The sequence below is a fragment of the Chryseobacterium sp. 2987 genome (genome assembly GCF_031456375.1).
GTDB lineage: Bacteria > Bacteroidota > Bacteroidia > Flavobacteriales > Weeksellaceae > Chryseobacterium > Chryseobacterium vaccae.
On the sequence record NZ_JAVDUN010000005.1, the window covers coordinates 342,031 to 354,397 of the forward strand.

Here is a 12,367-nt window from a genome sequence, read left to right on the forward strand (position 1 = left end):
GCTGTTTTTAAGGCGCAAGAAAACCAAAGGTTTTCAGCTATTTTTTTCAAATAAAATATATCAGTAATCTGTGTATTCTGTGGGAAATTATTTTAGCCACAAAAAGTTTTTACACTTAAGATTAAAGTGACAAGCTTTATGTTGAGAAGAACACTTAAGCTTAAAAATCAAAGATTTTTATGAATTTTGCAGTGTGAAATTTTATCGCAGATAAAATCATTGCGACCTTTTTATTTATACAGCTTTTATTTATACAGCTTGTAAATAACTCTTGCGACCTCGCGTATTCCAAAAAATCTGTGATATCAAAACTCAGATCAATTTCTTTACATTCTCTGAAAGAATTTCAATACTCCGTTCCATTTCTTCAAAGTTGAAATTTCCAAAGCCTATTCTCATAGCCGTAAGATCTCTGTTCTGATAAAGCAGTGTTTTAGGAATAAAAAGATTGTGCTGGGCACAGTTCCGGCTTAGCTGCATTAGATTAACAGGAACCTTCCATTCCATCCAGAATGCAAGCCCTCCGGAAGGTTTCTGAAACCCAATAAACCCCTTCAGATGTTCATCGAGTAATAAAGCAAAATGATCTCTTCTTTCCTGATAAACTTTTAAAGACTTTTTCAGATAGCGGTGGATTTCCCCTTCTTCAATCATTTCTCCCAAAGCTCTTTCCATGAGAATATCTCCCTGACGGTCTATAATCCCGAGGTATTTTCTCATTTCTGCCATCAGATTTTCCGGAGCCACAATAAACCCGGTTCTGAATCCCGGAGCCAGCGATTTTCCGAAAGAACCAATATAAATAACCATTCCGTTGGTATCAGCACTGGCAAGCGGAAGAATCGGACTTTTGTCATAATGAAATTCATAATCATAATCATCTTCCAATATGATAAACCCGTATTCATTAGCGAGTTCCAGTAATTCCAATCTTCTTTGTGCACTTAAAGCAACAGTGGTAGGATAGTGGTGGTGTGGCGTAAGGTAAAGCATTCTTATGCGTTGTTTTTTACAGGCTTCCCTTACACTTTCAACCCTGATTCCTTCATCATCTATTGGTATTGATACAATATTAACTCTCGATTTCTGAAAGATCATATTCACAGAAAAGTAACTTAAAGCACCAATCAGGACTGTATCACCTTCGGAAAGTAATATTTGCGAAACAATGTAAATACTCATTTCCGTACTTCGGGTAATGAGCAGGTTGTTTTTGGAGATAGGAAGGCCGCGGGAAAGATTCAGGTAATGGGATAAATGCTGTTTAAAAAATTCACTTCCGTCGTGATTATAATGTCCCAGCATTTTCTGATTGGATTTCCGTTTAAGAATAGAGCTGTAAAACCGTGAATGCTGGCCGATTTGTGTCAGTCTGATATCCGGAACACCATCATTGAAAATATATTCACAGTCTGAATGCTCAAAAGGATTGTCTAAAATATTGGATGTTTTAAAAGAAAATCCTGTGGTTTCCGGGTAATTCTGAAGGTTGTTTTTTTCAAAATCCTTGACTTTAATAGGTTTTTCCTGATTCTCTCCGATAATGAAAGTTCCTTTATTCGGAAGGCTTTCCACCCATCCCTGTGCAGAAAGTTCATCATAAACGGCAACAGCTGTATTGCGGTGAACCTCTAAAATTTCACTGAACAGTCTGGTTCCCGGCAGTTTGGTTCCAAAAGGAAGAAAGCCTCTCTGTATAGCATTGATCAGCTGATTGGCCACTTGCAGATAGATTGCTGTTTCTGAATTTCTGTCAATTTCTATAAAACTTTGATAAGGAATCTTAACCGGACTATCCATAATATTAAAACTGGCACCTTTTAATGGTCCGGCAATATACTACTTTTGGCTCAAAATAAAAATCTATGGAATTTCATCGTATGCTTGAAAAGATCGTACAGGACGGCAAAACGCATGCCCAATGGCTGAATACACTTTCTTTTATGGAAAATGCGGGAGCCCGGAAGATCTCAAAGTGTGAACATCCTGTTTCCGTTAGCCTGATCCAGCTGAAACACGCTGCAGAAGAGCACCGTCATGCTTACTATCTGAAAAAGCAGATTGGAAAAATTGATGCTGAATACTGCCTGACTTATGAAGATCATGAACTGCTCGCTGCCATCGCTACAAGACAATATCTTCATTCTTTAGATGTTAAAGCGTGCAGATATCTTAAGAATGCCTTTCAGCTGACTAAAGAAGAGTTAAAGTATGCGGCCTACCTTTTTGTGACGTATGCTATAGAAGTTCGTGCTGATGAGCTTTATCCCGTTTATCAGGATGTTCTTACCAAAGAGTCCTCCAGGATTATGGTTAAATCTATTATCTTGGAAGAAGAAGGCCATCTGGAAGAAATGATTAACCAGCTGAACGAATTTTCTGAAGACTGGAAGCTCCACGCGGAAAATATTCTGGCTATAGAAAAAGAACTTCATGACCAATGGATTAACGCAATACTTGAAGAAGTGTCAAAAGTGAATTATGCTTAACAGACTTCAGGAACATCTTAATAAAAGAAAGGAGTCGGGAATAGTAAGAACTCTGAAATCCAAAAGGCCCGGAATCGACTTTTATTCTAATGATTATCTTGGACTTGCCGGAAACAGAGAACTTCAGAACATACTTCTGAAACAGGTTATTGAAAAGCCGAAGCTCCTCTCAGGAAGTACAGGTTCCAGACTGATTAGCGGAAATAGCTGTACAGCATTAGAAACGGAGGAATATATTGCGCAAGAACACAAATTTCCTGCTGCATTGCTTTTTCCTTCAGGATACAATGCCAACCTTGCTTTATTCTCTGCGCTTCCGGGTCGTCATGATACCATTATTGTTGACGAGCAGATTCACCGCTCCGTTCATGACGCCTGCAGAATGTCTCATGTCCGAAAACTGAAATTTAAACATAATGATCTGAATGATCTGGAACATTTGCTGAAAAGACAAAACGGACATTGTTTTATCGCCGCGGAAAGCCTGTATTCAATGGAAGGAGATTTTGCTCCGTTAAAGGAAATGGCAGATTTAGCTGAAAGATACCATGCATCCCTGATTGTAGATGAAGCCCATGCCTTTGGAGTTTTTGGATATGGTTTGATTCAGCAATATCAGCTTCAGGACAAGGTTTGTGCAGCAGTAGTTACTTATGGAAAGGCTTTAGGAGCTCATGGTGCAGCGATATTATGCAATGATTTGGTGAAATCTTATCTGATTAATTTCGCATCCCCTTTTATTTACAGTACTGCAGCTCAGGATTTCCAGTGGGCTGCTATAAAAACGGGATATGAATTTTTAAAACAGTATCCTGAACTATCAGAAAAGCTTCAGCAAAATATTCAACTGTTCAGAAAACAGGTTATTCCAACACCTTCTTCGGAAAAGAGTCCTGTTCAGGCGGTATTAATTCCTGATAATAAACGATTAAAAATGATGCAGAATACTTTGTCAGAAAATGGATTTTTAACCTACGCAGTATACAGCCCTACCGTAAAAGAAGGGACGGAAAGGCTAAGGATATGCCTGCACAGTTTCAATACAGAAGAGGAAATTGTAACCCTTTCAGAAATTATTAAAGAATTTATTTAAAAAACATAAACAGTCGCAAGTTTGAAGCTTGTTTTTACCTGATTAACATGAAATTATTCATCACCGGGATCGGAACAGAAGTAGGAAAAACCATTTGTTCCGCCATTTTAACCCAATATTTTAAAGCCGATTACTGGAAGCCCGTTCAAGCCGGGGATTTGGCGTATACAGACAGTCATAAAATAGCAGACTGGACAGACTGCACAAAATGTCATCCGGAAACTTTTCGTCTCAAACTGGCAGCTTCTCCGCATCAATCCGCACGGGAGGAAAATATACACATCCGGATTGAGGATTTTAAGCTTCCGGAAACAGATCAGCCATTGATTGTAGAAGGAGCGGGAGGACTAATGGTTCCCCTTTCAGACGATGAATTTATGATTGATCTGATTGAAAAACTGGCAATCCCTGTTGCTCTGGTAGTTAGAAATTATTTGGGATGCATTAATCACACCTTACTTTCTATTATGGCGCTTCAACAGAAAAAAATAAAAGTGGAATACCTGATTTTCAACGGACTTTTTCCTCCTGATACAGAACGGGTGATTTCCGGATTCATTCAAAAGGAAACAAGGATCATCAGGATTCCTGAAATCAATCAGCCTACAAAAGACAGCATTAAAGCTATTGCAGAACAATTAACAAAAACAAATTTATGATAATGGATAAAAAAACTGAAATCAGAAACAACTGGACCAAAAAAGAAATAGAAGATATCTACCATCTGCCTTTATTGGAACTTATCTACAAAGCGGCAACCGTACACAGGGAATGGCACAACCCTGCGGAAGTACAGGTTTCAACCTTATTATCGATTAAAACTGGGGGATGCCCGGAAGACTGCTCTTATTGCGGACAGGCAGCCCGCTATCACACCAATATCAAAGTACAGGCACTATTGCCGACTGAAACTGTAATCGCCCACGCTCAGAAAGCAAAAGACAGCGGATCTTCCCGTTTCTGCATGGCAGCAGCATGGCGTGAAGTACGAAATAATAGGGATTTCGACAGGGTTATAGATATGGTAAAAGGAGTGAATGAGCTCGGAATGGAGGTGTGCTGTACGCTGGGTATGCTTACTGAGGAACAGGCCATACGTCTTCAGGAAGCGGGATTATATGCCTATAATCATAATCTTGATACTTCAGAACAGTATTATGAAGAGATTATTTCCACCAGAACTTTTGATAACAGGATCAATACCATCAATAATGTAAGAAAAGCAGGTATTACTGTGTGTTCAGGAGGAATTATCGGACTGGGAGAAACCCACGGAGACAGAATCTCAATGCTGCTTACTTTAGCCACAATGCCTAAGCATCCGGAATCTGTTCCCATCAATGCACTGGCTAGGGTAGAAGGGACGCCTCTTGAAAATAATCAAAAAGTGGATTCCTGGGAAATGGTAAGAATGATTGCCACCGCAAGAATTGTAATGCCTTCTTCCATGGTAAGATTAAGTGCCGGAAGAATTGAAATGACCGAAACCGAGCAGGCATGGTGCTTTATGGCCGGTGCTAATTCTATTTTTACCGGGGAAAGAGAAACCCTTTTGGTAACTCCTAATCCGGGGGTGTCGGAAGATATGCAGATGCTGGAAACACTTGGGCTAAAGCCCATGAAATCTAATAAAAAGCCGGAAACCTGCTGCTAAACGAGTAAAAATATAAGCTATGAATTTCTGGATCCTGATTATAATTCTGCTGGCATTGGTTGTAAAATTACTATCTGCTATACTGTGATATACATCAACCAGCAGTACCGGATACAGAATAAAAGAGCAGCCGAAACTATTTATAGTACACAGTCTGCTTTCGTTAAAAAAATTATAAATATACATTTGAAATGAATACATCAATACAAAATCTCGGGGAAAGAGACCAAGCTGTCAACTGGCATCCGTATACCCAGATGAAAACGGCCGGGGAGGCCATTCCTATTGTGAGCGGAAAAGGAGTTTATCTCTATGATGAGGAAGGGAAGCAATATATTGATGCTGTTTCATCATGGTGGGTCACTTTACATGGCCATGCCCATCCTTATATTGCTGAACGGGTATTTCAGCAGCTCAATACACTGGAGCAGGTTATTTTTGCAGGTTTTACCCATGAGCCGGCAGTCAGGCTTTCTGAAAATCTGTTGCAACTGCTTCCTGATAATCAGAAAAAGATCTTCTATTCTGACAATGGTTCTACAGCGGTGGAAGCAGCCCTCAAGATGTGTGTTCAGTATGCTTATAATAACGGACAGGAAAAGACAAAAATTCTGGCATTTAGAAATGCATATCATGGCGATACTTTCGGAGCGATGTCTGTGAGTGGAAGAAGTGTGTGGACAAAACCTTTCGGGAGCATGCTTTTTGAAGTGATCTTTATTGATACCCCCACCCGGGAAAACCTGGAGGACCTGAAAATCCAGATTAAAGATAGGGCTTCTGAAACGGCCTGCTTCATCTACGAACCTTTGGTACAGGGAGCTGCAGGAATGTTAATGTATAATGCTGAAGATCTTAGCGAACTGATGAAATGTTGCAGAGAATCAGGGGTTTTAATGATTCAGGATGAAGTATTTACAGGTTTCGGAAGAACAGGAAAGCTTTTTGCAGCAGACCATTTATCAGAAATGCCGGATATTATGTGCTTTTCAAAGGGATTAACGGGTGGAACCATGCCTATGGGAATCACTTCATGCTCTCAGGATATTTTCAATGCATTTTTGTCTGATGATAAATACAAAACCCTGTTTCACGGGCATTCTTTTACGGCTAATCCTTTAGCTTGTACCGCGGCATTAGCGAGTATGGAACTTCTTCTGAACGAAGAGACGCAGGCTGCCATCAACCGTATTGGAGAACAGCATTCAGAGTTTGGTGCAATTCTTTCAAAACACTGCAACGTTGAAAATGTACGTCAGACCGGAACCATTTTCGCTTTTGAGTTGAAAACCAATGAAAATACTTCTTATTTTAATGAAATAGGGAGAATCCTGTATGACAAATTCCTGCAGCGAGGGATTATTATGAGACCATTAGGAAATAGTATGTATTTAGTTCCCCCATACTGCATTACTTCGGAAGAACTGAGGTTGATTTATCAGAACATTCTTGATGTTTTAGAAGAGGTTAATGCAGATCATTTCTCTACCTGTTAAAAAATACTGACTTTGAAAGCTGTCCCGTAAATTGATTATTAATTCTGGAGAATAATCGAAGGAATCCGTCTGCGGAATGCCTGGATTATTCTCCAGTTTTTTATCATTCAAAAAAATAAGCGAAGAGGAGTAAGAGCTGTAAGAAAACGATAGGGTATATTTTACTTTAAAACAATGGTTTTCAGGTATTTTCATTCAATCTCATGCCATTTTGTAAAAATATAACTACGAATTGTAAATTCTGACTGATTTCTTACTTTACAATCATTATTTTTACCGTGCTAAAAAATGTAAAAATGATAAGCATTGCGATCATAGAAGATGAGCCGGCAGTACGTAAAGAAATAAGTTTCCTGATTCAGCAGGAAGCCGATACGGAACTTATCGGATGGAGTGACAGTGTACAAACCGCTGTACAACTGATTCAGGAAAAGCAGCCCGATGTCATCCTTATGGATATTCAGCTTCGGGACGGGACGGCTTTTGACCTTCTGAAATTACTTAATCCAATCCCTCAGAATATTATATTTATTACAGCCTATAACCATTTTGCGATCAAAGCTATAAAATATGGAGCGCTGGATTATCTTCTGAAACCTGTTGATCAGAGTGAACTGAGAGAGAGTTTGGGAAGGTACCGCCGGAGAAGTGAAAACAACCCACAGTGGATGCAGCAGTTAATGTTGACCCAAGAGTCTATGACAGCTTCAGATCTTCCTGAAAGCATTGCCCTTAATACCGTTCACAGTACTCATATTATTAAAGTTCAGGATATTGTTTATTGTAAAGGGGATGGACCTTATACTTTTTTCTTTCTGAATAATGGAACTAAAGAACTGATCTCCAAACCGCTTAAATATTACGAAGAATTATTACCCGCACCGCATTTTCTGCGCACTCATCAGTCCTATCTGGTCAACCGTCAGTATATATCAGGGCTTAACCGTTCAGAATATATTGTTCTTAAAAATAAGGAAGAGATTCCTATTTCCCTGAGACGCAAAAATGCTATATTAACTCAGCTTTTGAATAAATAAATGAAACATATACTTCGGATCATCTACTTTGGAACAGCAGTTTTGCTGGCTTCAGGATGTAGTAAAAAACAGACTTCTGCTACGAAGGAGAATGCTCTCCTAAAACAGATCAATACATTAGAAAATGCACCTGTAAATCCTAAAAATGCGGATTCTATGGTCGTTGTCTGGCGTAAATATGAAAAAAATCCATTGGTGATAAAAGACACTACGATGTCTGCAATTGTTAAATATCAAATGGCCCGTATGTATGGGATGCGCGGTCAGGATTCTGCCCGTTATTATATAGAACAGGCTCTGGAGCTTATAGAACCAACTTCAGGCAATCTTTTGTATAAGACATTGATATACAATGGAATTGGAAACATTCGGAGCATGGAGGCCAAACAACGGGAAGCAGGCTATTATTACAATAAGGCTGCAGCTATTGTTTCAGATACTGCTGTACATCTTTCTGATGAAGCGCGTTCAGCAATTCTTCTTTCAGCTGCACAAAGCAATCTGAATGCTTATCAGTACAATCTTGCTGAAAAAATGAACCGGGCTGCTCTGCCCTGGACTGTTCCCCTGCCTGAGGGGCATATCAATAAACAACGGGTACTGGTACAGATGATATTCACTCTTAGTACCCTCAATAAGCCTGCAGACAGTATAAAACCCTATCTCCATAAGCTGGAAGTTCTTCATGCACGAAATCCTGATCAATATGACATAGGTTATCTATATGATGCCAAAATGAAATATTTTGATTCCCAGGACCAGCGGGACTCCCTGCTTCATTATCAGCTCCTGAAAGCAAAGAATGACGAAAGTATAAACAATAAACAAACAGCTGCAGTTGAGATCAATAATCTTTTTGTTGATTACACTGATATTGCAGGAACTTATGTCGTACTTAAACAAGTGGAGAAAGCTCAGGAATTTATTCAAAAAACTGAAGCCCTGAAGAAAAGTCATCCCAAGCTGATCTATAGCTACAACGAGGCCACATATCTGAACAACCTTGCCGGTTTATACCAATTAAAGGGAAAGCCTAATGAAGCTATTGAGCTTATGAAACAGGCCGCAAAACTTCAAAAAGAAGTATACGAAACGGAAAATACCCAGGCCGTTGCAGAAATGAATGCTCTTTATCAGCTTCAGGCTAAAGACCGTTCCATCCGGACTTTGAATGAAAACATCAAGATTAACCAGTTGGAGCTGGAACAGAACCACTTATGGCTTGTTATCTCTGTCCTGGGATCTGTTCTTTTGGGGATTGTACTATTGTTTTTATATTATAGTTTCCGCCAGCGCCGTACAAGACAGGAAAAAGAAAAGTTGTTGCTTCAGCAGCAATTACTCCGGACACAGATGGAACCTCATTTTATCTTTAATACATTATCTGCGGTACAGAGCTTTGTGAGATTGGATAAAAAGGAAAGTGCTATTAAATATCTTAACCGTTTCAGCCGTCTTCTCCGAAGCAGTCTCGAGCTGAGCAGGGAAAATCTGGTTCCATTGAATGAAGAGATTGAAACACTGGAAAACTATCTCTGTCTTCAGCAGATGCGCTATGAAAATGCTTTTACCTATCACATCTCCCAGCCGGATGAACAGGATTTAGGAGCGGCATTACTTCCTCCGATGCTGATACAGCCTTATGTGGAAAATGCAATCCTGCACGGCATTAATCTGGATTCTCATACCGGAAATATTGAGGTATGTTTTAAACTGGATGACGATGTTTTACAGGTTACCGTTACCGATACCGGACGAAGCCAGGCACATCAGGCAGATACTTCACACCGTTCATTATCCGGAACAATCAGCAGGGAAAGAATGCAGCTGCTAGGCAAAAAAGCAAGTGTAAATATTTCCAAAAATGCAGGCAGTGGCACTGTGGTAACCCTATTAATCCCAGTGGTAAACCCTTAGTTTCAAAGAATGTAATTCAGGTCTGTTCCTCATCAATACTTTTTTCCCGGAAATGTAAAATTCCGGAAATAACGATAAAGAAGTATTGATGAGGAACAAATGATCTGATTAAGATAAAATTACAGTCAATCACAAAATATATTTTTATTCTTTTACTGTGGCGAATCTTCCGCGGCAGGGGAAAGCCAATAAAACCCCTCATTATTCCAATATTTCAGCAAGTCATTACTTTGGTAGAATAAACTCAATAAATGCTTTATATTATCATTGAAAAAGAACTTTAAACATATCGTTAATCGGATCTTTGAATCGCTGGCAGCTGTTATCATGGCAGCAATGATTCTGGCCTTTATATTTATAGTCAACAGTTATCATTATTTTATTTATGCGCTAATTATTTCTGCTCTTGTTTTTATATTGAGAAAGACTCAAAGGAAAGTCTGGAAGAAGAAAGGAGAATATTTTTTGATGCTGCTTGGATTTATTTATGTTTTTATGCTGATTCTTTTTTCTGTCTCTCCGTTTTTGAGATTTAAAGAATTTCAGGTAACTCATTTACGTTGGAATACGGCAGAATCTAAAGTAGTATTTTATCAGTCAGGCTGGGATAAACCTTACAGAAAATCCAGTGGGTATGCTTATTCAGATATTACCTACACCTATAAAATAGGACAGCGTAGTTTCACCCGTACAGAACATAAGGCAGAAAAATTATATTACCCGGTATGGGAAAGCAAAAACCGGATTCATAAACTGAAATCTGAAATTCTGCAAAGAACAGAACAGCAGATAGCTGAAAGGAAATTTATTCTTTTGTATAATCCCGGCAACCTGTCAGAAAGTAAATTATTTATTTCTACACAGCCTTTATATCTGCAAGGTTCAGGTTTGTATGCATTCGCTGTTATGATTGGGATAATTCTGCTTTTAGCCACTTTTTGTATAATTTTCACCCAGAAAAAATGACATTCATGATATTACCTATTATTTTAAATCATATATAGGTGAAAAATGTAGCGAATTGTAAACCACTTCCGGCGAATTGTAAACGAATCTTTTACTTCAGAAATATACTTTCTACCTTTGAACTCAACAGCCAGACCAAGCAAAAGAGTATAAAATGTGCTGCACAAATGACGAATACAAACTATATAAGCCATTTTATAAGACAGCTTCGCTTAAGAAAAAGAATCCTGATTCTTTTGCTGGTTTTGGCGGTTTTTATAATACCCTTTATATTTCTTGTTGTAGCCTATAAAGAAACCAATGACCTGGGAAAAGATCTGTTAGGAAAAACAAGATATAATGAAAGGATAGAAGATGCTGTAAAATATACTTTAGCAATGATGGGGCTTCTTACTGTAATGATAGTACCGCTGGCTTTTCTGCTCAACAGGTTTTTTGAAAGCTATGTTCCGGTGCTGAAATCATTGGAAGATGATGATATTAAGAAACTGAAAAAGTACAACGAAAGCCAGGCTCTGATACATAAATATCATGTTTCATTTATTTTCCAGAAAGATACACTGCATATTTTCAAACTGGGAAGGGTAAACAGCATCAAAGGAAACAGTATTATCAGTTATAATCTTGAAAAGACATACGGCCGGGGAGGTCATTACCGTCTCAGGATAAAGACTGCTGACAAAGATTATTTTTATATAATCAATAATAACGACAGACAGGCACTGATGCTGGAACAGGATCTGGCCGTCATTATGAACCAGACAAACAACTATAAAGAATCCGGAATACATTTTCTCCAGAAGAATTTAATACCCTCCGGAAAAAAGATATAGGAACATATTATTCAGGGAAAATAATAACCGATCAGAGAGACGACGATGGAAAAAAAACTTGCTTGTATACGTATTGTCAAGCATTATTTCGGAAAAAAAAATGCCACTGTTTCTCTGATCTTTGTTTCTATTCTTTCTCTTACAGGAATAGTCTCTGTTTTTGCCAACTGGAAAAGCGGACTTTGTGCAGCAGGTGTTGTAGCATTCATTTATTTCTTTCAAAAAATATTCGGATACAAGTATCTTTTACTGGGTATTGCTTCTATACTGGCTGCAATATATTGGCTAGGGCAGGTATTGAACGTAGAGTTTGTATTTTTTGCTCTTACATTAGTATTTCTTCCTTTTATTTTCTTTATAAAACCGTGTTATGACGAATATAAAAAGTCATCTTATTTTGAGGTTTTTTATTTGGATAAAAGAAAGATCAAATGCATGGTAACAATGGAGAACTCCGATTATAAAGGGTATATGCTTGATCCGAAAAGCTATGTGAAAGAATTTCCTTCAGCAAAGATCAAAGCCTTTTCTTTTGCTGAAAAAAGCATGATGATTGCGGTAGGTGACCTTTTGATCCGGCCGAAAGAGCTTTCTCATGAAGATCTTTATCTCATTCAGGAGTATGTATATCAATATTTTCCTGACCTTTTACAGAATGAGGAGGTAATCCGCGAAAATAGCGGAAAAGAAAACCTGTTTTATCTCCACAAACTCATGATCTTTTCTCCTATACTTATTTTGGGAATTGGTATTTATTTTTTAGCAGATAACGGAAAAGACCAGCTGTTAACCTGTATTTTTCTAATATTAATGGTGGTTTTACCTGTAATAATCTATAGTATTTTAAGAAAATTTAAAAAGTAACGGTTACTATATGTACAT

At 38.3% G+C, this 12,367-nt stretch carries 11 protein-coding genes; 10 read left to right on the forward strand and 1 reads right to left on the reverse strand.

The genetic code is table 11. The annotated features are described in order from the left end of the window. Positions 1-312: 312 nt before the first annotated feature. Complete coding sequence (locus tag J2Y40_RS17000; protein WP_153392247.1) at positions 313-1,800, reverse strand: PLP-dependent aminotransferase family protein; 1,488 nt, start codon at positions 1,798-1,800, stop codon at positions 313-315. Positions 1,801-1,865: 65 nt separating this feature from the next. Here J2Y40_RS17000 and J2Y40_RS17005 point away from each other — a divergent pair, with 65 nt between their 5' ends. The 10 genes from J2Y40_RS17005 (at position 1,866) to J2Y40_RS17050 (ending at position 12,349) form a co-directional block, all read left to right on the forward strand. Further along, on the forward strand, positions 1,866-2,489 hold the full coding sequence (locus J2Y40_RS17005; protein WP_310000296.1) for a hypothetical protein: 624 nt from the start codon (positions 1,866-1,868) through the stop codon (positions 2,487-2,489). Beyond that, on the forward strand, positions 2,482-3,582 hold the full coding sequence (locus tag J2Y40_RS17010; protein WP_153392251.1) for an aminotransferase class I/II-fold pyridoxal phosphate-dependent enzyme: 1,101 nt from the start codon (positions 2,482-2,484) through the stop codon (positions 3,580-3,582). Before J2Y40_RS17005 ends, J2Y40_RS17010 begins: the two co-directional genes overlap by 8 nt. A gap of 47 nt (positions 3,583-3,629) precedes the next feature. Further along, a complete protein-coding gene (gene bioD, locus J2Y40_RS17015) occupies positions 3,630-4,241 on the forward strand; it encodes a dethiobiotin synthase (RefSeq protein WP_153392252.1) in 612 nt (203 codons plus the stop codon). Between the two features lie 2 nt (positions 4,242-4,243). After that, positions 4,244-5,236, forward strand: a complete 993-nt coding sequence (gene bioB / locus J2Y40_RS17020; protein WP_153392254.1) for a biotin synthase BioB — start codon at positions 4,244-4,246, stop codon at positions 5,234-5,236. 191 nt (positions 5,237-5,427) lie between these two features. After that, a complete protein-coding gene (bioA, locus tag J2Y40_RS17025) occupies positions 5,428-6,732 on the forward strand; it encodes an adenosylmethionine--8-amino-7-oxononanoate transaminase (RefSeq protein WP_153392256.1) in 1,305 nt (434 codons plus the stop codon). A gap of 296 nt (positions 6,733-7,028) precedes the next feature. Beyond that, positions 7,029-7,769, forward strand: a complete 741-nt coding sequence (locus tag J2Y40_RS17030) for a LytTR family DNA-binding domain-containing protein (protein WP_153392258.1) — start codon at positions 7,029-7,031, stop codon at positions 7,767-7,769. Continuing rightward, positions 7,770-9,686, forward strand: coding sequence for a histidine kinase (locus tag J2Y40_RS17035; RefSeq protein ID WP_153392260.1), 1,917 nt, complete (start codon positions 7,770-7,772; stop codon positions 9,684-9,686). A gap of 267 nt (positions 9,687-9,953) precedes the next feature. After that, entirely contained in the window at positions 9,954-10,652 is a 699-nt protein-coding gene (locus J2Y40_RS17040; RefSeq protein ID WP_153392262.1) for a hypothetical protein, read from the forward strand. 167 nt (positions 10,653-10,819) lie between these two features. Beyond that, positions 10,820-11,485, forward strand: a complete 666-nt coding sequence (locus tag J2Y40_RS17045; protein WP_185151927.1) for a hypothetical protein — start codon at positions 10,820-10,822, stop codon at positions 11,483-11,485. Positions 11,486-11,530: 45 nt separating this feature from the next. After that, positions 11,531-12,349: a hypothetical protein gene (locus tag J2Y40_RS17050; RefSeq protein ID WP_153392264.1), complete on the forward strand. Its 819-nt coding sequence runs from the start codon at positions 11,531-11,533 to the stop codon at positions 12,347-12,349. The last annotated feature ends 18 nt before the right edge of the window (positions 12,350-12,367 follow it).

Excerpts from the sequence above, each read along its gene's own strand:
- bioD (WP_153392252.1), top strand. The coding sequence starts at position 3,630 with ATGAAATTATTCATCACCGGGATCGGAACAGAAGTAGGAAAAACCATT.
- J2Y40_RS17035 (WP_153392260.1), top strand. The coding sequence starts at position 7,770 with ATGAAACATATACTTCGGATCATCTACTTTGGAACAGCAGTTTTGCTG.
- bioB (WP_153392254.1), top strand. The coding sequence starts at position 4,244 with ATGGATAAAAAAACTGAAATCAGAAACAACTGGACCAAAAAAGAAATA.
- J2Y40_RS17005 (WP_310000296.1), top strand. The coding sequence starts at position 1,866 with ATGGAATTTCATCGTATGCTTGAAAAGATCGTACAGGACGGCAAAACG.
- J2Y40_RS17030 (WP_153392258.1), top strand. The coding sequence starts at position 7,029 with ATGATAAGCATTGCGATCATAGAAGATGAGCCGGCAGTACGTAAAGAA.
- bioA (WP_153392256.1), top strand. The coding sequence starts at position 5,428 with ATGAATACATCAATACAAAATCTCGGGGAAAGAGACCAAGCTGTCAAC.
- J2Y40_RS17000 (WP_153392247.1), bottom strand. The coding sequence starts at position 1,800 with ATGGATAGTCCGGTTAAGATTCCTTATCAAAGTTTTATAGAAATTGAC.
- J2Y40_RS17050 (WP_153392264.1), top strand. The coding sequence starts at position 11,531 with ATGGAAAAAAAACTTGCTTGTATACGTATTGTCAAGCATTATTTCGGA.
- J2Y40_RS17010 (WP_153392251.1), top strand. The coding sequence starts at position 2,482 with ATGCTTAACAGACTTCAGGAACATCTTAATAAAAGAAAGGAGTCGGGA.
- J2Y40_RS17045 (WP_185151927.1), top strand. The coding sequence starts at position 10,820 with ATGACGAATACAAACTATATAAGCCATTTTATAAGACAGCTTCGCTTA.